The following is a 22,360-nucleotide window of genomic DNA, read 5'->3' as shown; positions in this document are numbered from 1 at the left end:
CAATTCCGGCATTTTTCCGGCGGGCAGGCCGGAGGCGAGGCAGTTGTCGGGGCGGGCGGGGGAGGTGCTCATCTTTTATTCTCATGAAAGGCTACAATTGCTGCGATTGAACCATAAAAAGCCGACCTTCGCCATGCGCCGTTCCCAGACTCCCCCTCCGCCCCGCTCGCCAGCTTCCGCCAGCCACAGCGATTTCGCCACCATCAAGACCTTGCTGCCATACCTGTGGGTCTACAAATGGCGAGTGCTGCTGGCGCTGCTTTGCCTGGTGGGCGCCAAGCTGGCCAACGTGGGCGTGCCGCTGATCCTGAAAAAACTCGTCGACGCCATGACGATCACGGCGGCGCATCCGCAGGCGCTGCTGGTGCTGCCCGTCGGCTTGCTCGTGGCTTACGGCTTGCTGCGCCTGTCGACCACCTTGTTTACGGAATTGCGCGAATTTCTGTTCGCCCGGGTCACGCAGCGCGCCGTGCGCACCATCGCCCTGCAAGTGTTCCGCCACCTGCATGCCTTGTCCCTGCGTTTTCATTTGAACCGCCAGACGGGCGGCATGACGCGCGATATCGAACGGGGCACGCGCAGTGTCGGTTCGCTCATTTCCTACACCCTGTTCAACATCTTGCCGACCCTGGTGGAAATCACCCTCGTGCTCGGCTATCTGGTCTTGCATTACGACATCTGGTTCACCGTGATCACGGCGGTGGCGCTGGTGTCGTACATCGCGTTCACCGTGCTGGTGACGAACTGGCGCACGCATTTCCGCCGCACCATGAACGACCTCGATTCGAAGGCAAATACCAAGGCCATCGATTCGCTGATTAACTATGAAACCGTGAAATATTTCGGCAACGAGGATTACGAGGCGAAGCGCTACGACGAGGGCTTGCAGCGCTACGAATCGGCGGCCGTGAAATCGCAAACTTCCTTGTCCTTGCTCAATACGGGCCAGTCGCTGATCATCGCCACGGCCGTGACATTAATTCTCTGGCGCGCCACCGTGGGCGTGATCGCCGGCACGATGACTCTGGGCGACCTAGTGCTGGTGAACGCCTTCATGATCCAGCTGTATATTCCCCTCAATTTCCTGGGCGTTATTTATCGCGAAATCAAGCAAAGCCTGGCCGACATGGAACGCCTGTTTTCCTTGCTGAACGAAAACCGCGAAATCGCCGATACGCCGGACGCCAAACCGCTCGTCACGCGCGGCGCGGCCGTGCGTTTCGCGCATGTGGATTTCAGCTATGAAGCGAAGCGGCAAATCCTGTTTGACGTGGATTTCCAGATACCGGCCGGCACCACGACGGCCGTGGTGGGCCACAGCGGCTCGGGCAAGTCGACCTTGTCGCGTTTACTGTTCCGCTTCTATGAAGTCGATGGCGGCGGCATCACCATCGATGGCCAGGACTTGCGCGCCGTAACGCAGGATTCGTTGCGCGCGGCCATCGGCATCGTGCCGCAGGATACGGTGCTGTTCAACGACACCATCGAATACAACATCGCCTATGGCAAGCCAGGCGCCAGCAAGGACGCCATCGTGGCGGCGGCGAAAGCGGCATCGATCCATGATTTTATTGAAAGCTTGCCAGATGGCTACAACTCCATGGTGGGCGAGCGGGGTTTAAAACTGTCGGGCGGCGAAAAGCAGCGCGTGGCCATCGCCCGCACCTTGCTGAAAGACCCGGCCATCCTGATCTTCGATGAAGCCACTTCGGCGCTCGACTCCAAGGCCGAACAGGCGATCCAGGCGCAGCTGAAGGACATCGCCAAAAACCGTACCACCCTGGTGATCGCGCACCGTCTGTCGACGGTGGCCGACGCCCAGCAAATCCTCGTGCTCGACCATGGCCGCATCGTCGAACGGGGCACGCATCCGCAATTGCTGGCGGCGGATGGCCTGTACGCGCAGATGTGGCAACGCCAGCAGGCGAACCAGGATGAAGAGCGCGGCGAACAGGACGAGTTGGCGGGGCTGGCGCCGGCAAAATAAATCGGGAATGGGAAATCAGTAGGAAAAATGCTACAGCCGCGCCCCTTCAGGCGCGCGTATAGCGCCTATTTGACGGCAATCGCAGAAAACGGCTGGTCCGGCGCTGAAAATGAAATAAAATTAATTCCATTGGTGGCGTCTGCACCACAGTTGTTTCGTTCGGAGTCCATCCGGTTTGTCCGCCCAGGAGAATTTATGAAATTGACCAAAATCATCGCCACGCTGCTCAGCGTCGGTGTCATCAGCAGCATGTCGCCAGTCCAGGCCCAGGAATTGACCGGCACATTGGCCAAGATCAAGAAAGCCGGTTCCGTCACCCTCGGCGTGCGCGACGGCTCCGTGCCCTTCTCCTATCTCGATGACAAGCAGCAATACCAGGGTTATTCGATCGACCTGTGCATGAAAGTCGTCACGGCCCTGCAAAAGCACCTGGGCCTGAGCGAACTGAAAGTGGTGATGAGCCCCGTCACGTCGGCCAACCGCATTCCGCTAATGGCCAACGGCACTATCGACCTCGAATGCGGCTCGACGACGAACAACCTGGAGCGCCAGCAGCAGGTGGCATTCGCCCCGACCATGTTCGTCATCGGCAATCGCATCCTGGCGAAAAAATCCTCGAACATCAAGACCCTGGAAGACTTGCGCGGCAAGACCCTGGTCGCTACGGCCGGCACGTCGACCATCAAGCAGATGACCATCCTCAACAAGGAAAAGAACCTGGGCATGAACATTGCCGTCGGCAAGGATCATCCCGAGTCGTTCCTGATGCTGGAAACGGGCCGCGCGGTGGCCGAAGCCAACGACGACATTTTGCTGGCCTCGCAAGTGGCCAACTCGAAGAACCCGAACGACTACGAAATCACCAAGGAAGCGCTGTCGGTCGAGCCATACGGCATCATGCTGCGCAAGGGCGACCCGGCCTTCAAGAAAGTGGTCGACGACGCGCTGATCCGCCTGTACAAGAGCGACGACATCAACCGCATTTATGCGAAATGGTTTACCTCGCCGATTCCACCGAAAAACATCAACCTGAAATTCCCCATGCCGCCGCAACTGAAGGCCGTGTTCATGAATCCGACCGACTCGGGCGACCCGGCAGCATATGCGGCCGTGCCCGAAGCGCAGAAGACTTCGGACAAACGGAAAAAGTAAAGATTGCGTAACAAACCGGGAGGCGCAAGCCTCCCGATTTATTTGCGGGATGGTCGGCCGGCTGGCCGCCGTCCTTGGGCTGCACGGGAAGGATGATCATGAATTACAACTGGAATTGGCGCATTTTCTGGGAGATTTCTCCCGATGGCGTGGGCACGTATATGGACACGCTGTGGTCCGGCTTGATCTGGACCCTGGCCACGGCCGGTACGGCCTGGATCATGGCGCTGATATTGGGTCTGGTGATCGGCACCGTGCGCACCTTGCCGAACAAATGGCTGGTGGGCGTGGCCAATGCGTATGTGGAATTGTTTCGCAATGTGCCGCTGCTGGTGCAGATGTTCCTCTGGTATTTCGTCATGCCGGAACTGCTGCCGCCTGATCTGGGCGCCTGGGTCAAGTCGCTGCCGAATGCGCCGTTCGTCACGGCCGTGCTGTGCCTGGGATTCTTTACCTCCTCGCGCGTGGCCGTGCAGGTGACGACGGGCATCGAGGCGCTGCCGCGCGGGCAGAAACTGGCCGGCACGGCGCTGGGCCTGACCCTGCCGCAGCAAACCTACCGCTTCATTCTGCTGCCGATGGCCGCGCGCGTCATCATGCCGCCGCTGACCAGCGAGTTTTTAAACATCATCAAGAACAGTTCCGTGGCGTTGACCATTGGCCTGATCGAACTGACGGCCAGCGCGCGCGCCATCCAGGAGTTTTCCTTCCAGGTGTTCGAGGCGTTTTCGGCCGCCACCATCATCTACGTCGTCGTCAACCTGCTGGTGGTGGTGCTGATGCACCTGATCGAAAAAAAGGTCGCCATCCCGGGCTTCATCGTGGCCGGCGCCAAGACGGGAGGACACTGATATGTTCGGCAATTTCGACTTCGACGTCATCTCCCGCTCGTGGGTCTACCTGTTCCAGACCGGCATGGTGTTTACCCTGAAACTGACGGCGCTGGCCATGGTCGGCGGCATCGTGCTGGGCACCGTGCTGGCGCTGATGCGCTTGTCCGGCAGCCGCCTCATCTCGGGCGTGGCGTCGAGCTACGTCAACCTGATACGCTCGATCCCGCTGGTGCTGGTGATCTTCTGGTTCTACTTCCTGGTGCCGTATATCGCCGCCTGGGTCATCGGCGCCAACGAACCCGTGAAAGTGGGTGCGTTTTCTTCCGCGCTGATCACCTTCATCATGTTCGAGGCGGCCTACTATTGCGAGATCATGCGCAGCGGCATACAGTCAATTCCCCGCGGCCAGGTGTGGGCGGGCCAGGCGCTGGGCATGAATTACTCGCAGACCATGGCCTTCATCGTGCTGCCGCAAGCCTTCCGCAACATGATTCCCGTGCTGCTGACGCAAACCATCGTGCTGTTCCAGGACGTGTCGCTCGTGTACGTGCTGTCGATCCCCGATTTCGTCGGCGCCGCCTCGAAAATCGCGCAGCGCGACGGCCGCCTGGTGGAGATGTACGTGTTTGTCGCCGTCGTGTATTTCGTGCTGTGCTATGCCTTGTCATTCCTGGTAAAACGCCTGCAGAAACGCGTCGCCATCATTCGCTAACCGTAAAAAGAAAGAACAAGATGATTGAACTCAATAACGTCAGCAAATGGTATGGCCAGTTCCAGGTACTGACCGACTGCAGCACCAATGTCGACAAGGGCGACGTGATGGTCATTTGCGGCCCGTCCGGCTCCGGCAAGTCGACCTTGATCAAGACCGTCAACGGCCTCGAGCCGATCCAGCAGGGACAGATTTTCGTCGACGGCATCGCCGTCAACCACCCGAAGACGAACCTGTCCAAATTGCGCGCGCGCATCGGCATGGTGTTCCAGAATTTCGAGCTGTTCCCGCATTTGTCCATCCGCGAAAACCTGACCATCGGCCAGATCAAGGTGCTGGGCCGTAGCGCCGACGAAGCCAATGCCAAGGGCTTGAAATACCTGGACCGCGTGGGCCTGCTGTCGCAGCAGGATAAATTCCCGGGCCAGTTGTCGGGCGGCCAGCAGCAGCGCGTGGCGATTGCCCGCGCGCTGTCGATGGACCCGATCGCCATGCTGTTCGACGAGCCGACATCGGCGCTCGACCCGGAAATGATCAACGAAGTGCTCGACGTGATGGTGGGCCTGGCGCAGGAAGGTATGACGATGATGGTCGTCACGCACGAAATGGGTTTTGCCCGGCGCGTGGCCAACCGCATCGTCTTCATGGATCAGGGCAAAATCATCGAGGATTGCAGCAAGGATGATTTCTTCAACACGACGCGCTCGGACCGTGCGCGTGATTTCTTGGCGAAAATCATTCACTGATCCCAGGTTTTCTTGATAAAAGCGGCCGGTTTCCACCGGCCGTTTTTGCGTTGACAGCACGCTTGCGTCCGGTTTGCGTCCGGTTTGCCTCCGGCAGCCTGGCCGCAAAGGCAGCCCCGCGGCTGGTAAAATGGCGCTATCCGCAATGACCGCCTGAGAGCAGCCGCCATGTCCACACCCGATCACACCCCCGATTCCATCACCATCACCCGTCCAGACGACTGGCATTTGCACCTGCGCGATGGCGCCGTCATGGCCAGCGTGCTGCCGCACAGCGCGCGCCAGTTCGCTCGCGCCATCGTCATGCCGAACCTGAAGCCGCCCGTTACCACCACGGCCGATGCCAGCGCCTACCGCGAGCGCATCCTGGCCGCCGTGCCGGAGGGCGTGAACTTCGATCCGCTGATGGTGCTGTACCTGACGAACAACACCTCGCCCGACGAAATCCGCCGCGCGCAGGACAGCGGCATCGTGCAGGCCGTGAAACTGTATCCGGCCGGCGCGACGACGAATTCCGACCTGGGCGTGACGGATTTGAAGAATTGCTACAGGGTGCTTGAAGTGATGCAGGAAGTGGGCATGCCCTTCCTCGTGCACGGCGAAGTGACGGATCCGGAAATCGACATTTTCGACCGCGAAGCCGTCTTCATCGAACGCGTGATGCGTCCGCTGCGCAGCGCCTTCCCGGCCCTGTCCGTCGTGTTCGAGCATATCACCACCAAGGATGCGGCGCAGTACGTGGCTGAAGCGGAAGGCCCGATCGCGCCACCATCACGGCGCACCATCTGCTGTACAACCGCAACGAGATTTTCAAGGGCGGCATCCGCCCCCATTACTACTGCCTGCCCATCCTCAAGCGCGAAGAGCACCGCCTGGCGCTGATGACGGCAGCCGCCAGCGGCGACGAGCGCTTCTTCCTCGGCACCGATTCGGCGCCGCACGCGCAAGGCGCCAAGGAAATGGCCTGCGGCTGCGCCGGCTGCTATACGGCCCTGCACGCGATGGAAATGTATGCGGAAGCGTTCGAGCGCGCCGGCGCGCTCGATAAACTGGAGGCGTTCGCCAGCTTCCACGGCCCGGCCTTCTACGGCGTGCCGCGCAACACGGATACCATCACCTTGCGTCGCGAAAGCTGGACCTTGCCGGCTTCGCTGCCGCTGGGCGACAGCCACGTGATTCCGCTCAACGCGGGCGAACAGATCAACTGGAAAATGGTCTAAGCGTTCATGCTGCCATCGATAGACTGGACCCGCCCCTGGTTTGCCACGGTGCTGCCGGCGCGACGGCAGCTGGACCTGCAGCGCGACACGGTGATCGCGGCGCTGAACGGACGTGCGCGGGCGCTGGACTTGCGCAATCCGTCCGGCTTGCCGCTGGCCTTCGTGCCGCAAGCGGACCTGCCCGAAGGCATGGCCTACGAAGAGTTCATCGGCGCCACGGGCGGCGTGCCCACGCGCGACAATCTGCACGATTTTTTCAACGCACTCGTGTGGCTCACTTTCCCGCGCATCAAGCGGCAGTTGAATGCGCTGCAGGCCGCGCAGATCGCCCTGTCCGGCGTCGGTAAATCGCGTGGTCCCGCGCGCGACGGCGCGACCATTTTCGATGAAAACTCCGCCTTGCTGGTGCTGCGCGACAGCGATGCGGGGCGCGCGCTGGAAGCGGCCTTGCGCGGGCACGACTGGCGCAGCGCGTTCATCGCGCAGCGTGATAAATTTGGCGCAGGCGGCGACGCCGAAGTCTGGCTGTTCGGCCACGCACTGATGGAAAAACTGGTAGCGCCGCGCAAGGCCATCACGGCGCATACGCGCGTGATCCTTGCCGGCGACGCTTACTTTGCGCTCGACGACGCGGCACGGCGCGCCTGGCTCGACGAGCGGGTGGCGCAGGACCTGGCACAGCAGGGCCTCACCACGGCGGACTTCACGCCGCTGCCGGTGCTGGGCTTGCCCGGCTGGTGCGAAGGCCAGGACGACGATTTTTACAATGACGCGGCGGTGTTCCGCCCGAAGCGCAAGGCAGCAGGCACAGAAAGAGAGTAGAGCATGGAGCATACCGTCCGCTGGGGCATCCTCGGCACCGGCAAGATCGCCCGCGCGATGGCCAATGGCTTGCGCGACGCGCCTGGAGCGCAGCTGGCGGCCGTCGCCTCGCGCAGCGCCGCCGGCGCGCAAGCGTTCGGCGCCGAATTCGGCATCGAGCGTTGTCACGGCTCCTACCAGGCGCTGGCTGACGATCCTGGCGTGGACGTAATCTACATCGCCACGCCGCACACCCTGCATGCGGAAAATGCCCTGATGTGCCTGGCCGCCGGCAAGCACGTCGTGTGCGAAAAGCCGTTCACCATGAACGCGCCCGAGGCGCTGGCCATGGTTGACCTGGCGCGCGAGAAAAAGCGGTTTTTGATGGAAGCGATGTGGAGCCGTTTCCTGCCCGCCGTGCAGGAAGCCAAACGCATCATCGCCAGCGGCGAAATCGGCGTGCTGCGGCAAGTGCAGGCCGATATCGGCTTTGTCGCCAATTTCCCGCCCGAGCACCGCATGTTCAATCCGGAACTCGGCGGCGGCGCGCTGCTCGACGTGGGTATCTATCCGCTGTCGATGGCGGCCTTCTTCCTCGGCCCAGTATCGCAGGTGCAGGCGCTGGCCGAGATGGGCGCCACCGGCGTCGATGAACAGGTGGTGTTCTCGCTGCTGCACGCGGGTGGCGGCACCTCGTCCTGCGCCTGCAGTCTGCGCGCGCAGACGCCGACGGAAATGACCATTTCCGGCAGCCTGGGGCGCATCCGCCTGCCCAGCCGTTTTTACAAGCCCGACCAGCTGATCGTCGAAACGATGGATGGCGAACGCCGCGTCGTCGCCGCGCCGCACCTGGGCAATGGCTATGCGCACGAGGCCATCGAAGCGATGCGCTGCATCCGCGCCGGCCTGCTGGAAAGCCCCGTCATGCCGCACGCCGACAGCGTGGCGCTGATGCGCAACCTCGATACCATGCGCGGCCAGATCGGCCTCGTTTACCAAGCCGACCAGGCGTGAACAGGAATCCCATGACATTGCACGCATCGCGTCCCAGCCTGAAGACTGTCCTCATCGCCAGCGGCGTCGTCCTGACCCTGGCGATGGGCGTGCGCCACGGCCTGGGCTTCTGGATGCAGCCGATCTCGCAAGCGAACGGCTGGACGCGCGAAACGTATTCGCTGGCGCTGGCCATGCAAAACCTGATGTGGGGCGTCTTCGGCCCGTTCGCCGGCATGGCGGCCGACCGTTTCGGCACCATGCGCGTCGTCATCGTCGGCGCCATCAGCTACATGGCGGGCCTCGTGTGGATGGCGCTGATGACGCAGCCCACCCTGTTCATCGTCGGTTCCGGCATCTTCATCGGCCTGGCGCTGGCCTGCACGGCCTTTGGCGCCATCAGCGGCATCATCGGCCGCAGCGCGCCGCCCGAGCAGCGCTCGTGGGCCTTCGGCATCTCGTCGGCGGCTGGCTCGTTCGGCCAGTTCCTGATGATGCCGGTGGAGCAGCAGCTGATCTCCGCCGTGGGCTGGCAAAACGCCTTTTACGTGCTGGCCGCGCTGGTGCTGCTGGCCATGATTCCGATGGCCTTCTACCTGCGCGAGCCGCCCGTGTCGCACGCCAGCGGCCCGCAGCAAAGCGTCGGTGCCGCCTTCAGCGAAGCCATCGCCAGCCGCTCGTTCTGGCTGCTGCTGGCCGGCTATTTTGTCTGCGGTTTCCAGCTGGTGTTCATTGGCGTGCACTTGCCCGCCTACCTGAAGGACCAGGGCCTGATGAACCCGAACATCGCCGTCACGGCGCTGGCCCTGATCGGCCTGTTCAACATCGTCGGCTCCTACTATGCGGGTAAACTCGGTGGCAAGATCGCCAAGCGCTACCTGCTGTCGGCCATCTACGTGACGCGCGCCGTGGTCATCACCGTATTCCTGCTGGCGCCATTGTCGGCGTGGTCGGTGTACCTGTTCGCCGCCGGCATGGGCGTGCTGTGGCTGTCGACCGTGCCGCTGACGAACGGCATCATCGCCGGCATCTTTGGCGTCAAGCATTTGTCGATGCTGGCCGGGATGGTGTTCTTCTCGCACCAGGTGGGCAGTTTCCTCGGTGCTTGGCTGGGCGGCTATCTGTACGAGCACCAGGGCAGTTACCACGTCGTGTGGATGATCACCATCGGCCTGGGCTTGCTGGCCGCGTTGATCAACCTGCCCATCGACGAGCGTGCCGTCAAGCGCGTGGCGGTGGCGGCATAATGGGGAGTTGGCGCACGTGGCTGTGGCGCCTGGCCGGCGCCGTGCTGCTGGCCATCGTCTTCCTGGCCTATCTGCGGCCCGACTTCATGCTCGACCTGGCGAACCGCTTCTGGATGTGCATGTAGGGCGCTCTTAGACTTTTAAAAATTCCTCTTTCCCGCCGAGCCAGCGCGCCAGGTGGGCTTCCACGGTGGCTGCGGCGGCGGCCGTGGTGGCGTGCAGCAGGTCGTGCGCCACGTCGCGCGCCTGGTCAACTAACCATTGATCCGTTTCCAGGTCCGCGAAGCGCAGCATGGCCTGGCCGGACTGGCGCGCGCCGAGGAATTCGCCGGGTCCGCGGATTTCCAGGTCGCGGCGGGCAATTTCAAAACCGTCCGTTGTTTCGCGCATGGTCATCAAACGCTGGCGCGCCACGCCGCCCAGCGGTCCCTGGTACAGCAGCAGGCAGACGCTGGCCGCCGAGCCGCGGCCCACGCGGCCGCGCAGCTGGTGCAGCTGCGACAAGCCGAAGCGCTCGGCGTGCTCGATCACCATCAGCGAGGCGTTCGGCACATCGACACCCACCTCGATGACGGTGGTGGCCACCAGCACGTGGATATGGCCGGCGATAAAGGCATCCATCACTTCCTGTTTTTCCGCTGGCTTCAGGCGGCCGTGCACCAGGCCCACCTGCAGCGCGGGCAGGGCCTCGGCCAGCATCATGTAGGTGTCGGTGGCCGTCTGCAGCTGCAGCGCTTCCGATTCCTCGATCAGCGGGCAGACCCAGTACACCTGCCGGCCTTCCAGCGCGGCCGCATACACGCGGGCGATGACTTCGTCGCGCCGGTTCTGGTCGATGGCGCGCGTGACGATGGGGCTGCGCCCGGGCGGCAGCTCGTCGATCACCGACACTTCCAGGTCGGCGTAATACGTCATGGCCAGGGTGCGCGGGATGGGCGTGGCCGACATCATCAGCTGGTGCGGCACGGCCGCGCTGTCGCCCTTGTTGCGCAGGGTCAGGCGCTGGCCCACGCCGAAGCGGTGCTGCTCGTCGACGATCACCAGGCCCAGTTTCGCAAACAGCACGTTATCCTGGATCAGCGCATGCGTGCCGATCACCAGCTGCGCTTCGCCCGATTCGATCAGGGCCAGCGCCGCCGTCTTTTCCTTTTTCTTCAGGCTGCCCGTCAGCCACGCTACCTTCACGCCCAGCGGTTCCATCCAGGCGGCGATCTTGCGGAAGTGCTGCTCGGCCAGAATCTCCGTGGGCGCCATCAGCGCGGCCTGGTAGCCGCTGTCGATCGCCTGCGTGGCGGATAAAGCGGCCACCACCGTCTTGCCGCTGCCGACGTCGCCTTGCAGCAAGCGCTGCATCGGATACGGCTGGCGCAGGTCGGCGCGGATTTCATCGAGCACGCGCGCCTGCGCGCCCGTCAGCTTGAAGGGCAGGGCGGCGCCGAAGGCGTTCGACAAGGTGCCGACGACGGGCAAGGACGCCGCGCCTTTCGAGCGCGCGCGCGCGCTGGGCGCGTTTGAGCGACAGCTGCTGTGCCAGCAGTTCATCGAACTTCATGCGCACCCAGGCCGGGTGCGAGCGGTCCATCAGCGCGCTTTCATCGATGTCCTGCGGCGGATAGTGCAGCAGGTGCACGGCAGCGCGGAACGGCGATAGCTGCATCTCGCGCAGCAGATGATCAGGCAAGGTGTCCTGCCAGTCGATACGGCGCATGGCGTCCGCGATCTCGCGCCGCAGCACGTGCTGCGACAAGCCTTCGCCGGACGGATACACGGGCGTCAGGGCCGTGGGCAGCGGCGCGCCCTCGTTGACGACTTTATACGTCGGGTGCACCATCTCGGCGCCGAAAAAGCCGTGTTTGAGTTCGGCGCGCGCGCGTACCCGCGTGCCTTCGGCCAGCTGCTTGACCTGGCTGCCATAGAAATTCATGAAGCGCAGCAGCAAATTGCCCGTTTCGTCGGCGATCGTCACCAGCAATTGCTTGCGCGGCTTGAAGTTGACTTCGCACTTGGTGACGACCCCTTCCACCTGCCACGACTCGCCGCCGCGCAGGCAGGCGTCGCGGATGGTGTAGACCTTGGTCTCATCCTCGTAGCGCATCGGCAGGTGCAGCACCAGGTCCATATCCGTGCGCAAGCCCAGCTTGGCCAGCCGGCTTTCCGTGCTGACCACCTTTTTGACGGCTTTCGGCTTCGCGGCAGGCTTGGCTGTGGGAGGAAGATCGGGCTTGGGATCGGACATATGCAAGGTTTTGGTGCCGCTAGCGTAAAATAGAGGGTTGTCCGGCACACCCTGTGCGTACCGCAGTTGTAAATTGTTGCGGCGGATTATTGTAATGCCTGTATAGGCGCACAGTATAGTGCCAGATGTTCCATTGCGCACTCCTAATCATTTTTGACGTACTTTTGAAGCAAAACGCATGTATTCGCTTTCCGATTTCGATTTTAATTTGCCGCAAGAAAACATTGCGCAAACTCCATTGGCCGAGCGCAGCGCCTCGCGCCTGTTGCACCTGGACGGCGACGCCCTGGTTGACCGCAGCTTTGCCGATATCGTCGGGCTGTTGCAGGCGGGCGACCTGCTGGTAATGAACGATACGCGCGTGTTGAAGGCGCGCTTCTTCGGCGTCAAGGAAAGCGGCGGCAAGATCGAGGCGCTCGTCGAGCGCGTGCTCGACGACCGCACCGTGCTGGCCCAGGTGCGCGCGTCGAAGTCGCCGCCGCCCGGCTGCCGCATCCGCCTGGCCGACGCCTTCGACGTGACGGTCGGCCAGCGCGCCGGCGAATTCTTTACCTTGCACTTCGAGGCCGACGTGTTCGAGCTGATCGAGGCGCATGGCCGCCTGCCGCTGCCGCCCTACATCGAGCACGATGCGGACGCATTCGACGAAACGCGCTATCAGACAGTGTTCAACAAGGTGCCCGGCGCTGTCGCCGCGCCGACGGCGGGCCTGCATTTCGACCAGGCCCTGCTCGACCAATTGAAGGCCAAGGGCGTCAACTTTGCCTATGTCACCCTGCACGTGGGCGCCGGCACTTTCCAGCCCGTGCGCACGGAAGTGCTGGCCGAGCACAAGATGCATACCGAGTGGTACACCATGCCGCAGGAAACCGTCGACGCCGTGCGCGCCGCGCAGCAGGCCGGGCGCGACGTGGTGGCCGTCGGCACGACCAGCCTGCGCGCGCTGGAATCGGCTTCGCAAAGCGGCCAGCTGGTGGCGGGCAGCGCCGATACGGCCCTGTTCATCACGCCCGGCTATGCGTTTAAAACGGTGACGCGGCTGATCACCAACTTCCATTTGCCGAAGTCGACCCTGCTGATGCTGGTGTCGGCCTTTGCCGGCTATGAACCGATCCGCCATGCCTACGCGCATGCGATCGCGCAGAACTACCGTTTCTTCAGCTATGGCGATGCGATGCTGCTCACCACGCAATCGCGCGCTCCGCTGAACCTTGATACTCCCGTGAAAGACTGACCATGCTGGAATTTACACTACTCAAGACCGACACGAGCGGCCTGACCAAGGCACGCCGCGGCACCTTGAAACTCAACCATGGCGTCGTGCAGACGCCGATCTTCATGCCAGTGGGCACTTACGGCTCCGTGAAAGCCATGTCGCCGCTGGAACTGAACGAGATCGACGCGCAGATCATCCTGGGCAACACGTTTCACCTGTGGTTGCGTCCAGGCAACACCGTCATGGAGAAATTCGGCGGCTTGCACGGCTTCATGGGCTGGAACAAGCCTATTTTGACGGATTCGGGCGGTTTCCAGGTGTTTTCGCTGGGCGCCATGCGCAAGATCACGGAAGAGGGCGTGCATTTCAATTCGCCCATCAACGGCGATAAGCTGTTCCTGTCGCCGGAAGTGTCGATGCAGGTGCAGCGCGTCCTGAATTCCGACATCGTCATGCAGTTCGACGAATGCACGCCGTACGAAATTCAGGGCCGTCCGGCCACCATCGAGGAAGCGGCCAAGTCCATGCGCATGTCCTTGCGCTGGGCGCAGCGCTCGAAGGACGAGTTCCACCGCGGCGAAAACCCGAATGCGTTGTTCGGCATCGTGCAGGGCGGCATGTTCGAAATGCTGCGCGACGAGTCGCTGGCCAAGCTCGAAGAGATCGATTTCCCCGGCATCGCCATCGGCGGCCTGTCCGTGGGCGAGCCGAAGGAAGACATGATGCGCATGCTGGCCCACGTGGGTCCGCGCTTGCCGGCCAACAAGCCCCATTACCTGATGGGCGTCGGTACGCCGGAAGACCTGGTGGCGGGCGTGTCGAACGGCATCGACATGTTCGACTGCGTCATGCCGACGCGTAACGCCCGCAATGGCTGGCTGTTCACCCGTTTTGGCGACATCAAGATCAAGAACGCCAAATACAAGGAAGACCAGGCGCCGCTCGACGAGACCTGCAGCTGCTACGCCTGCCGCAATTTTTCGCGCGCCTACCTGCACCATCTGCACCGCTCCAAGGAAATCCTCGGCGCGCGTTTAAATACCATCCACAACCTGCATTACTACCTGGACCTGATGCGCCAGATGCGCGAGGCGCTGGACGAAGACCGTTTCCACGCGTTTACCCTGCAATTCCACGCGGAACGCGCACGCGGAACTTAAGAAAACCTTAGCTTGCGCTCTGGCAACAGCATGGCCGGAAGTTTTGTGTATTGGTGCTTGGACGGGGGCGATAAAGCATTGCATAATGCTTTTTTAGCCCCATTTAAAGTTGCCATGGCTGCAATTCGGGTTATGACGTATAGCCAATGCTAGAATACAGCGCTATTTTTTCAAACTGATTAGAACTGGAGTCACCGTGTTTTTCATTTCCAACGCTTATGCGCAAGCCCCAACCGAAGCCCTGGGTCTCGGCGGCAACCTGACCAGCTTCCTGCCGCTGGTATTGATGTTCGTGGTCATGTATTTCCTGATGATCCGCCCACAGCAAAAACGCGCCAAAGAACAACGGGCGATGATGGACGCGCTGGCCAAGGGTGACGAAGTCGTCACCGCCGGCGGCATGCTGGGCCGTGTTGTCAAGGTAGTGGACGCTTACGTCACCATCGAAGTGGCGGCCGGCACCGAAATCACGGTGCAAAAGAGCTCCATTACCACCTTGCTGCTGCCTAAAGGCACCCTGAAGGCACTGTAATTCCTCGCTGTCATTGCTTCGGCAATGATGACCGGGGCGGCTATCGGCCGCCCCTCGCGACGCCTCCGACGCTCAACACTGAACGCTGAATCACTATGAATCGCTATCCTGCCTGGAAATACATCATCATCGTCGTCGCCTTATTGCTGGGCGCACTCTATACGGCGCCCAATTATTTCGGTGAGTCACCGGCGCTGCAAGTAACCAGCGGCAAGTCGACCGTCAAGGTGACGGGCGAGCTGATGACGCAAGTCGAGCAAATATTGACGAAAGAAAACGTCAAGTCGGAAGGTGTCACCATGGATGGCGCTGGCAACCTCGCCTCCGTGCGCGTGCGTTTCGCCGATCCCGATACCCAGTTCAAGGCGAAACTGGTGCTGGAAAAGGACCTGAATCCCGATGCCAGCGACCCTGCGTATATCGTGACGGTCAATCTGCAAGCCAATACCCCGATGTGGATGCAAAAATTGCATGCCTTGCCCATGTTCCTGGGCCTGGACTTGCGCGGCGGCGTGCACTTCCTGATGCAGGTCGATGCGAAAGCAGTACTGAACAAGAAAGTCCAGGGCGTCCAGTCCGCCGCGCGTAGCGTGTTGCGCGACAAGAATATCCGCCACGCCGGCATCGAGCGCGTGGGCGACAGTGTGCAAATCAACTTCCGCGACGCGGAAACGCGCCTGAAGGCAAAAAATGTGCTGTCCGACCAGATGTCGGAACTGGCGTTCGCCGATGCGGGCGAAGGCAGCGATTTGAAATTGAACATCACCCTGAAGCCGGCGGCCCTGAAGGCCACCATCGACGAAGGCGTCAAACAGAATATCTCCACCCTGTCCAAGCGCGTCAACGAGCTGGGCGTGGCCGAGCCGCTGATCCAGCAGCAAGGTCCCGACCGCATCGTGGTGCAACTGCCTGGCGTGCAGGACGTGGCCCGCGCGAAGGCCATCATCGGCCGCACGGCCACCCTGGAAGTGCGCCTGGTCGACGAAAGCATCGTGCCCGGCACGGAACTGTCGAGCGCCATCCCGTTCAACTCGGAATTGTTCACCGTCGGCAAGGGCGTGCCTGTCGTGCTGGCGAAAGACGTAATCCTGACGGGCGACTATATCTCCAGCGCCACGGCCAGCTTCGACCAGAACCAGCAAGCGGCCGTGTCGATCGACCTGAACGGCGACGGCGGACGCAAGATGCGCGAAGCGACGCGCGAACGCGTGGGCAAGCGCATGGCCATCGTGCTGTTTGAAAAGGGCAAGCCGGAAGTGCTGTCGGTCGCGACCATCCAGCAGGAACTCGGTTCGCGCTTCCAGATCACCGGCATGGGCGGCGCGGAAAACGCGAATGAACTGGCGCTGCTGCTGCTGCGCTCGGGCGCCCTGTCCGCACCGATGACCGTCATCGAAGAACGCACGATCGGACCGCAACTGGGCGCAGAAAACATCGCCAAGGGCTTCCACTCGACCTTGTACGGTTTCATCGCCATCGCCATCTTCATGATCGCCTACTACATGCTGTTCGGCGCCTTCAGCGTGCTGGCCCTGGCCACCAACCTGTTATTGCTGGTCGGCTTGTTGTCGATGATCCAGGTGACCTTGACCTTGCCAGGTATCGCCGCTATCGCGCTGGCGCTGGGCATGGCGATTGACGCCAACGTGCTGATCAATGAACGTATCCGTGAAGAGCTGCGCGCAGGCAATACGCCGCAAGCGGCGATCGCCGCCGGCTTCGACCGCGCCTGGGCCACGATTCTGGACTCGAACGTGACCACACTGATCGTCGGCCTGGCACTGCTGGCCTTCGGCAGCGGTCCCGTGCGCGGCTTCGCTGTCGTGCATTGCCTGGGTATCCTGACCTCGATGTTCTCCTCCGTGTTCGTGTCGCGCGGCGTGGTCAACCTCTGGTATGGCCGCAAGAAAAAGCTGACGACCTTGTCGATCGGCACGGTGTGGGTGCCGGGCACCAGCAAATAAGCGACGGCCCAGCCTTACCCAATAGCGTCAACAGCGATCGCGTCCGGTGGCCCAGCCGCCGGATGCACAGAATAGAACTCAGAGGATTTCATGGAATTTTTCCGGATCAAAAAAGATATTCCCTTCATGCGCCATGCGTTGATTTTCAACGTGATTTCGGCCGTGACCTTCCTTGCCGCCGTCTTCTTCCTGTTCCACAAGGGCTTGCACCTGTCCGTGGAATTCAAGGGCGGCACCGTGATGGAGGTGAAGTACCCGAAAGCGGCCAACCTTGAAGGCATACGCGGCACCTTGATCGGCCTGGGTTATGAAGAGCCGGGCGTGACCAGCTTCGATACGGCGCGCGACGTCATGATCCGCCTGCCGGTGGAAAATGGCGTCAGCGCCGCGAACACCTCGCAGCGCGTGTTTGAAGCCCTGTGCAAGGCCGAGCAAGGCACGACCAAGGGCGTCGACACCGTCACCGAAAAGGGCGAGCACGTCATCAAGAGCGCCTGCATGGACACCGCCGGCAATGAAGCGGTGGTACTGCAGAAGGTTGAATTCGTCGGTCCGCAAGTGGGCGAGGAACTGAAGCAGAACGGCTTGAACGCGCTGGTGGTGGTAATTCTCGGCGTGATGGCTTACCTGGCCGTGCGCTTCGAATGGAAATACGCTGTCTCGGCCATTATCGCCAACTTGCACGACGTGGTGATCATCCTGGGCTTCTTCGCCTTCTTCGAGTGGGAATTCTCGCTGACGGTACTGGCGGCGATCCTGGCGGTGCTCGGTTATTCCGTCAACGAATCGGTGGTGATCTTTGACCGTATCCGCGAAAACTTCCGCAAGCAGCGCAAGGCTTCCGTGCATGAAGTGATCGACAACGCGATCACCAGCACCATTTCGCGTACCATCATCACCCACGGCTCGACCCAGATGATGGTGCTGTCGATGCTGGTCTTCGGCGGCCAGACCCTGCACCACTTTGCACTGGCGCTGACCATCGGTATCTGCTTCGGTATTTACTCGTCCGTGTTCGTCGCGGCCTCGATCGCCATGTGGCTGGGCGTCAAGCGCGAAGACTTGATCAAGCCGATCAAGGAAAAAGACGAAACCGACGGCGCCGTGGTGTAAGCGCAGGTTTTTTGCAGGTCGAATGAAGAACGATCACCGTTTGCGGTGGTCGTTTTTTTTATGGTGGATGACGATGAAGCGTTTGATAGTGATGGGCATCATGGCAGGCATCGGCACCTTGGCCAGTGCCGCGCAATTGAGCCGTGTGGACAGCGGCGCCATCGCCCTGCGCGGCCCGATTGCCGGCGGCGACGTGGACACGCTGCGGCAGCTGGCCACGCCGGGTACGACGCTGTTGCGCGTGAATAGCGATGCTGGCGAACCGCAGGCGGCCATGCAGCTGGGACGCCTGGTGCGCCAGCTACGGCTCGATATCGCCATCGACACGGTGTGTGCGGGCAGCTGCGCCCTGTATGTCTTCCCGGCCGCGCGGCACAAAAGCATCCCCGGCGGCGCCGTGCTGGCGCTGCAGGAATCGGCGTTCCTGCGCGCGCAGGCGAGCCCGGCACAGATGCGCCGCACCCTGGCCGAGGCTGGCGTGGCGGCCGAGGACCTGGAGCGCGACACGGCGGCGCTGGCGGCTCAGTTGACGGAGACTGCGGCGCAGGAAGCGTCGTTTGCCGCGGAACTGGGCATTGCTTCCGCCTTTTACCGCGCTTTCCCGCAAGTGGCGGCGCAGGCCGAGAGCGTGCGCCAGCGCTTTCCTGACCAGGAGGCCGTCGTCTACTGGTGGCCGGCCGCAACCCGCCTGGCGCACTGCTACGGTATCGCCGGCGTGGAAGAGGGGCCGCGCGCATCGCGCCTGGCGCCCGACGGTTATCTGTACGTGCCGGCCCTGTCCGCCCTCGTCATGGGCGACCAGGCTTTGCGGGCCTGCCCATGAGCCGCAGCGGCCGCTTGTTCCTGCTGATGGACGCCATGCGCGCCAAGCGCGTGCCCGTCACGGCGGCCCAGCTGGCGCAGCAGCTGGGTGTCTCCGAGCGCACGATTTACCGCGATATCCAGACCCTGGCCGAACTGGGCGCGCCCCTGCAGGGCGAGGCGGGCATCGGCTACGTGCTGCGCCGCGGCGCCTTCCTGCCGCCGCTGATGTTCGGCGCCGATGAACTGGAAGCGCTGGTGCTGGGCGCGCGCTGGGTGCGCCGCCAGGGCGATGCGGGCCTGGCGCAGGCGGCCAGCAATGCCCTGGCCAAGATCGCGGCCGCCTCGCCGCGCGACCTGCGCGACAGCATGGCCGAGACCAGCCTGTGGGTGCCGCTGGGCCGCCCCGCCGACGGCACGCAGCCGGCCGACCCGGCCGACCGGTATGTGCAGCCCGTGCGCGAGGCCATCCGCTACGAACAGAAGCTCACGCTCGCCTATCAGGATGAGCATGGCAGCGCCACCTCGCGCACGGTGTGGCCGTTTGCCCTGGCCTTTTTTGAGGGCAAGCGCCTGCTGGCCGCCTGGTGCGAGTTGCGCGGCGATTACCGGCATTTCCGCATCGACCGCATCGCCAGCGTGCAGCAGCATGAGGAGCGCTATCCCACGCGCCGCCATGTGCTGCTTGATGCCTGGCGCAAGGTGCATGATATCGACCCCGAATCCTGATTTCGCTCCTGACAAAAATTGTCAGTGACGGCAACTACGATGGTGGCTTCTTCACTCACCGGAGCCATCCATCATGCGCCTGTACCACCACCCCATGTCCTCGAATGCCCGCCGGGCCCTGATGACGGCGATCCACCTCGGTCTGCCGCTGGAACTGGCCGAAGTCGACCTGATGAATGCGGACGACCGCCGCCGCCTGCTCGAACTGAACCCGAACGGCAAGGTGCCCGTGCTGGCCGATGGCGCTTTCCTGCTGTGGGAATCGTGTGCCATCATGCAATACTTGGCCGAGCAGGTGCCGGGCCAGACGATTTATCCGCAGGCGCCGCAGGCGCGCGCCGACGTCAACCGCTGGCTGTTCTGGGCCGCGCAGCACTTCGCGCCCGCCATCAGCGTGCTGGCCTGGGAACGCGCCTGGAAGGGCATGACAGGCAATGGTCCGGCGGATCCGCTGGAAGAGGCGCGTGGCGAGCGCGACCTGCATGAATGCGCGGTGGTGCTGGACGCGCATCTGGCGCGCCGCGACTGGCTTTGCGGCGATGCCTTGACCCTGGCCGATTTCGCCGTGGCCGCGCCGCTGATGTACAGCGAGGCCGTGCGGCTGCCGCTGGCGCAGTACCAGCATATCCAGGCGTGGTTTGCCCGCGTGCGGCAACTGCGCGCCTGGCAGGAAACGGACGTGGAACTGTTGCCGGGATAATCTGCGCGCTAAGTGTGCCAGCGCACGGAGCCGGCGCGGCGCGCCCGCATAAGATAGAGCTGTCTCTTTCAGGACATCCCTAGCTTTGGACTTTACCCGCTTTCGAGCGGGTTTTTTTTGTCTGGCGTATAAAAAATGGCTTGATAATCTGATAATCGCCGCACAAATGGGCACATCCCACTTCCAGCAGGTACGCCATGTTCATGCCACGCCATCCGAAACCGCTGTTGAGTACCAGGGCGGTCGCCACGCAGGTCGCCCAGCAAAAGCAGGGAACGCAGGCCATGGACAAGCATGTGCTGATCGTCGAAACGGTCAAGCCGGCGGCACCGCCGCCAGCGGCCAAGAAGCCTGCAGGCTAGTGCACGAGCACCTTCAGCAGCGACTGCACTTCATCATCCGATTCTTCCATGATGCTTGACAAGGTCGCATCGTCGCCGATCAGGCAATCGATGCTGCGCGCGGCGCGGGCGGCCCGCACGGCGATGGCGGCCGGGCTTTCGTTGAGCGGGGACGAGACGGGCGCCAGGTCATTCGCCAGCAGCAGGGTGTCGCCCAGCGATTCGGGCGGAATGGCGCGCAAGCCTTCCCACAGCGCATCGATGGCGCCCATTACCGCTTCCGGCACCTTCAGTTTGGTCAGGACGCCATGGCCGATGGCCTGTTCGCCATGTTCGACCCAGTCCTGCGGTTCGCCGTCGAGGATGCCGGGGAATTCGGCCGCGCGCGACAGCAGATAAAAGCCGCCCACTTCATGCATGATGCCGGCAAACAGGGCCGTATCGGGATCCACCTTGGTGACGCGGCGGGCCAGTACCTGCGACAGGGCCGCCACGTGGGCCGTATGCTCCCACAGCTGGTTGGCCTTCGCCTGCAGTGCGGGATCGGTGATGGTGCTGCCCAGCTGGCGCACGATCAGCGATGCCACCACCGATTGCAGGGTGCGCACGCCGAGCCGCTGCACGGCATTGCGCACGCTGGTGATTTCATTGCCGGAACGGTTGAACGCCGCCGAATTGGCGATGGCCACCGTGCGCGCCGCCAGCAGCGGGTCTGCCTGCACCAGCTTGGCGGCGGCCTCGATATGGCAGTCGGGATCGGACAGCGCCTCTTGCAGCTTGAGCGAAGCGTCCACATTGGCAGGAAAGGTCAGCTCGCCACGAGCGGCTTGCGCGGCGATGCTTTTAAAGGCGTCGAGTCTGTTCATTGAAAAAATTATACTCGCAATATTTCCGTACGGAACTTTTTAACCGTGATCTTTTCGCAAACAAGCGAGTAAAAGGCAAGTAAAGCCCCGTAAACGGAAAAAGGCATGCCTATATTGTTGACATGCCTTTTTTTAACGACAGCGATCGTCACAGCGCTGGACAGGACGACTGCGCAGCAGGTCCTGTTCAGCGCTACTACAGAACTTCGCTGAAGATCGCGTCGCAGCCTTCCACCAGCTCATCGCTGTCTTCCAGTTCATCCGTCAAGCCCAGGTCGAACAGTTCCTCGACGGCGTTCATGAAGCTGTTGTGCTTGGTGGCGCCGATCAGGCGGTAGATTTCGCCGTCTTCGTTGCGCACGCCGATGATCAGTTTTTCCTGGCGTACCAGTTCCGGCGTGCTGGCGTTGAGCAGCAGGTTGCCGATGATGTGTTTATCGAAATGAGCAGGCTTTTTGCCTTCGAGCAGTGAGGTTTTCAACTTGGTTTCCTTTGTCTTGTTTGAATGTCTGTGCTTGGTGAATGGTCAGCCGTGGCCGTTGGCGATGGCGTGTTTCAAGCCCGCCAGGGTGCTTTCGAGACGCATGAAATCGTCTTCGGTATAGCCGTCGAACAGGCGCTGGCCCTGTTGTGTCAGCTTTGGGAACACGTCATGGAACACCTGTTCCCCTTCGCAGCTCAGGCGCACGTAATAGGAACGCTTGTCGCGTGGACAACGTTCGCGTATCACCAGCCCCTTTTGTTCTAGCCGGTCCACCACGCCCGTCAACGTACCCTTGGTAATCAGGGTTTTCTGGCCCAGTTCCTTGTAGGACATGCCGCAAGTGTTGCCGAGCGTGGCAATGATGTCGAATTGCGCATGCGTCAAGCCGTACTGGCGCACGAAGTCGCTAGAAAACCGCTCGAAGCCTTGCATGCATTCGGCCAGCAGCCGGATACTTTTTAAATATCGTTCACCCATGGGTGTGATTATATCCTTCCGCCCCGCTTTTTTCCGCCGCGTCCCGGCGG

At 62.1% G+C, this 22,360-nt stretch carries 21 protein-coding genes and 2 pseudogenes; 19 read left to right on the top strand and 4 right to left on the bottom strand.

Translation table 11 applies throughout. The features are described from left to right. Window positions 1-133 precede the first annotated feature (133 nt). The 10 genes and pseudogenes from ACQVLG_RS05865 (at window position 134) to ACQVLG_RS05820 (ending at window position 9,816) form a co-directional block, all read left to right on the top strand. Entirely contained in the window at window positions 134-1,987 is a 1,854-nt protein-coding gene (locus tag ACQVLG_RS05865) for an ABCB family ABC transporter ATP-binding protein/permease (RefSeq protein ID WP_474293374.1), read from the top strand. Between the two features lie 195 nt (window positions 1,988-2,182). Continuing rightward, on the top strand, window positions 2,183-3,139 hold the full coding sequence (locus tag ACQVLG_RS05860; protein WP_230539241.1) for an amino acid ABC transporter substrate-binding protein: 957 nt from the start codon (window positions 2,183-2,185) through the stop codon (window positions 3,137-3,139). Window positions 3,140-3,237: 98 nt separating this feature from the next. Next, window positions 3,238-3,990 carry an amino acid ABC transporter permease gene (locus tag ACQVLG_RS05855; protein WP_474293371.1) on the top strand — a complete coding sequence of 251 codons (753 nt, stop codon included), beginning with the start codon at window positions 3,238-3,240 and terminating at the stop codon, window positions 3,988-3,990. A gap of 1 nt (window position 3,991) precedes the next feature. Further along, a complete protein-coding gene (locus ACQVLG_RS05850) occupies window positions 3,992-4,684 on the top strand; it encodes an amino acid ABC transporter permease (RefSeq protein ID WP_230539240.1) in 693 nt (230 codons plus the stop codon). A 20-nt stretch (window positions 4,685-4,704) separates the two neighbouring features. Further along, window positions 4,705-5,430: an amino acid ABC transporter ATP-binding protein gene (locus tag ACQVLG_RS05845; protein ID WP_474293369.1), complete on the top strand. Its 726-nt coding sequence runs from the start codon at window positions 4,705-4,707 to the stop codon at window positions 5,428-5,430. Window positions 5,431-5,598: 168 nt separating this feature from the next. Next, a pseudogene (gene pyrC / locus ACQVLG_RS05840) lies at window positions 5,599-6,650 on the top strand (dihydroorotase). Window positions 6,651-6,656: 6 nt separating this feature from the next. Further along, the gene (locus ACQVLG_RS05835; protein WP_230539237.1) at window positions 6,657-7,472 is read left to right on the top strand and encodes a DUF3025 domain-containing protein; all 816 of its coding nucleotides are present in this window, start codon (window positions 6,657-6,659) and stop codon (window positions 7,470-7,472) included. 3 nt (window positions 7,473-7,475) lie between these two features. Next, window positions 7,476-8,465, top strand: a complete 990-nt coding sequence (locus ACQVLG_RS05830; RefSeq protein WP_474293367.1) for a Gfo/Idh/MocA family protein — start codon at window positions 7,476-7,478, stop codon at window positions 8,463-8,465. Window positions 8,466-8,476: 11 nt separating this feature from the next. Further along, the gene (locus tag ACQVLG_RS05825; protein WP_474293365.1) at window positions 8,477-9,691 is read left to right on the top strand and encodes an MFS transporter; all 1,215 of its coding nucleotides are present in this window, start codon (window positions 8,477-8,479) and stop codon (window positions 9,689-9,691) included. Continuing rightward, window positions 9,691-9,816: a hypothetical protein gene (locus ACQVLG_RS05820; RefSeq protein WP_474293364.1), complete on the top strand. Its 126-nt coding sequence runs from the start codon at window positions 9,691-9,693 to the stop codon at window positions 9,814-9,816. Before ACQVLG_RS05825 ends, ACQVLG_RS05820 begins: the two co-directional genes overlap by 1 nt. Window positions 9,817-9,823: 7 nt before the next feature. On the opposite strand, the pseudogene recG reads toward ACQVLG_RS05820, so the two are convergent. After that, a pseudogene (gene recG / locus ACQVLG_RS05815) lies at window positions 9,824-11,927 on the bottom strand (ATP-dependent DNA helicase RecG). 178 nt (window positions 11,928-12,105) lie between these two features. On the opposite strand from recG, the gene queA reads away from it, so the two are divergent. From queA to ACQVLG_RS05770, 9 genes are all read left to right on the top strand, one after another. Then, window positions 12,106-13,161 (top strand): tRNA preQ1(34) S-adenosylmethionine ribosyltransferase-isomerase QueA, encoded by a 1,056-nt coding sequence (queA, locus tag ACQVLG_RS05810; RefSeq protein ID WP_230539233.1) that lies wholly within the window; start codon window positions 12,106-12,108, stop codon window positions 13,159-13,161. Window positions 13,162-13,163: 2 nt separating this feature from the next. Continuing rightward, on the top strand, window positions 13,164-14,303 hold the full coding sequence (tgt, locus tag ACQVLG_RS05805) for a tRNA guanosine(34) transglycosylase Tgt (protein WP_034745502.1): 1,140 nt from the start codon (window positions 13,164-13,166) through the stop codon (window positions 14,301-14,303). A gap of 196 nt (window positions 14,304-14,499) precedes the next feature. Beyond that, the gene (gene yajC, locus ACQVLG_RS05800; protein WP_474293361.1) at window positions 14,500-14,835 is read left to right on the top strand and encodes a preprotein translocase subunit YajC; all 336 of its coding nucleotides are present in this window, start codon (window positions 14,500-14,502) and stop codon (window positions 14,833-14,835) included. Window positions 14,836-14,930: 95 nt separating this feature from the next. Beyond that, entirely contained in the window at window positions 14,931-16,799 is a 1,869-nt protein-coding gene (secD, locus tag ACQVLG_RS05795) for a protein translocase subunit SecD (RefSeq protein ID WP_474293359.1), read from the top strand. A gap of 90 nt (window positions 16,800-16,889) precedes the next feature. Beyond that, on the top strand, window positions 16,890-17,912 hold the full coding sequence (gene secF, locus ACQVLG_RS05790; RefSeq protein WP_230539232.1) for a protein translocase subunit SecF: 1,023 nt from the start codon (window positions 16,890-16,892) through the stop codon (window positions 17,910-17,912). Between the two features lie 73 nt (window positions 17,913-17,985). Then, window positions 17,986-18,735, top strand: a complete 750-nt coding sequence (locus tag ACQVLG_RS05785; RefSeq protein WP_474293357.1) for a hypothetical protein — start codon at window positions 17,986-17,988, stop codon at window positions 18,733-18,735. Then, window positions 18,732-19,442, top strand: coding sequence for a helix-turn-helix transcriptional regulator (locus ACQVLG_RS05780; RefSeq protein WP_474293355.1), 711 nt, complete (start codon window positions 18,732-18,734; stop codon window positions 19,440-19,442). The genes ACQVLG_RS05785 and ACQVLG_RS05780 overlap by 4 nt, the downstream gene beginning before the upstream one ends. Window positions 19,443-19,515: 73 nt before the next feature. Continuing rightward, entirely contained in the window at window positions 19,516-20,142 is a 627-nt protein-coding gene (locus ACQVLG_RS05775) for a glutathione S-transferase family protein (RefSeq protein ID WP_268993795.1), read from the top strand. Window positions 20,143-20,339: 197 nt separating this feature from the next. Beyond that, window positions 20,340-20,504 (top strand): hypothetical protein, encoded by a 165-nt coding sequence (locus tag ACQVLG_RS05770; RefSeq protein ID WP_230539228.1) that lies wholly within the window; start codon window positions 20,340-20,342, stop codon window positions 20,502-20,504. On the opposite strand, the gene ACQVLG_RS05765 is transcribed toward ACQVLG_RS05770, so the two are convergent. The 3 genes from ACQVLG_RS05765 to ACQVLG_RS05755 all read right to left on the bottom strand — a co-directional run bounded on the left by ACQVLG_RS05765 (window position 20,501) and on the right by ACQVLG_RS05755 (window position 22,310). Further along, a complete protein-coding gene (locus ACQVLG_RS05765) occupies window positions 20,501-21,349 on the bottom strand; it encodes an HDOD domain-containing protein (RefSeq protein ID WP_230539227.1) in 849 nt (282 codons plus the stop codon). The genes ACQVLG_RS05770 and ACQVLG_RS05765 overlap by 4 nt on opposite strands. 196 nt (window positions 21,350-21,545) lie before the next feature. Continuing rightward, window positions 21,546-21,830: a hypothetical protein gene (locus tag ACQVLG_RS05760; RefSeq protein ID WP_230539226.1), complete on the bottom strand. Its 285-nt coding sequence runs from the start codon at window positions 21,828-21,830 to the stop codon at window positions 21,546-21,548. A 45-nt stretch (window positions 21,831-21,875) separates the two neighbouring features. Next, on the bottom strand, window positions 21,876-22,310 hold the full coding sequence (locus tag ACQVLG_RS05755; protein WP_230539225.1) for a MarR family winged helix-turn-helix transcriptional regulator: 435 nt from the start codon (window positions 22,308-22,310) through the stop codon (window positions 21,876-21,878). Between the last annotated feature and the right edge of the window lie 50 nt (window positions 22,311-22,360).

Source organism: Janthinobacterium sp. TPC_1, assembly GCF_056037845.1.
The sequence above is the reverse complement of the archived record's forward strand: the minus strand, read 5'-3'. Positions and strand labels throughout refer to the sequence as shown.

Coding starts and splice junctions, on each gene's coding strand:
- ACQVLG_RS05865 (WP_474293374.1), top strand. CDS start 134: ATGCGCCGTTCCCAGACTCCCCCTCCGCCCCGCTCGCCAGCTTCCGCC.
- ACQVLG_RS05860 (WP_230539241.1), top strand. CDS start 2,183: ATGAAATTGACCAAAATCATCGCCACGCTGCTCAGCGTCGGTGTCATC.
- ACQVLG_RS05855 (WP_474293371.1), top strand. CDS start 3,238: ATGAATTACAACTGGAATTGGCGCATTTTCTGGGAGATTTCTCCCGAT.
- ACQVLG_RS05850 (WP_230539240.1), top strand. CDS start 3,992: ATGTTCGGCAATTTCGACTTCGACGTCATCTCCCGCTCGTGGGTCTAC.
- ACQVLG_RS05845 (WP_474293369.1), top strand. CDS start 4,705: ATGATTGAACTCAATAACGTCAGCAAATGGTATGGCCAGTTCCAGGTA.
- ACQVLG_RS05835 (WP_230539237.1), top strand. CDS start 6,657: ATGCTGCCATCGATAGACTGGACCCGCCCCTGGTTTGCCACGGTGCTG.
- ACQVLG_RS05830 (WP_474293367.1), top strand. CDS start 7,476: ATGGAGCATACCGTCCGCTGGGGCATCCTCGGCACCGGCAAGATCGCC.
- ACQVLG_RS05825 (WP_474293365.1), top strand. CDS start 8,477: ATGACATTGCACGCATCGCGTCCCAGCCTGAAGACTGTCCTCATCGCC.
- ACQVLG_RS05820 (WP_474293364.1), top strand. CDS start 9,691: ATGGGGAGTTGGCGCACGTGGCTGTGGCGCCTGGCCGGCGCCGTGCTG.
- queA (WP_230539233.1), top strand. CDS start 12,106: ATGTATTCGCTTTCCGATTTCGATTTTAATTTGCCGCAAGAAAACATT.
- tgt (WP_034745502.1), top strand. CDS start 13,164: ATGCTGGAATTTACACTACTCAAGACCGACACGAGCGGCCTGACCAAG.
- secD (WP_474293359.1), top strand. CDS start 14,931: ATGAATCGCTATCCTGCCTGGAAATACATCATCATCGTCGTCGCCTTA.
- secF (WP_230539232.1), top strand. CDS start 16,890: ATGGAATTTTTCCGGATCAAAAAAGATATTCCCTTCATGCGCCATGCG.
- ACQVLG_RS05785 (WP_474293357.1), top strand. CDS start 17,986: ATGAAGCGTTTGATAGTGATGGGCATCATGGCAGGCATCGGCACCTTG.
- ACQVLG_RS05780 (WP_474293355.1), top strand. CDS start 18,732: ATGAGCCGCAGCGGCCGCTTGTTCCTGCTGATGGACGCCATGCGCGCC.
- ACQVLG_RS05775 (WP_268993795.1), top strand. CDS start 19,516: ATGCGCCTGTACCACCACCCCATGTCCTCGAATGCCCGCCGGGCCCTG.
- ACQVLG_RS05770 (WP_230539228.1), top strand. CDS start 20,340: ATGTTCATGCCACGCCATCCGAAACCGCTGTTGAGTACCAGGGCGGTC.
- ACQVLG_RS05765 (WP_230539227.1), bottom strand. CDS start 21,349: ATGAACAGACTCGACGCCTTTAAAAGCATCGCCGCGCAAGCCGCTCGT.
- ACQVLG_RS05755 (WP_230539225.1), bottom strand. CDS start 22,310: ATGGGTGAACGATATTTAAAAAGTATCCGGCTGCTGGCCGAATGCATG.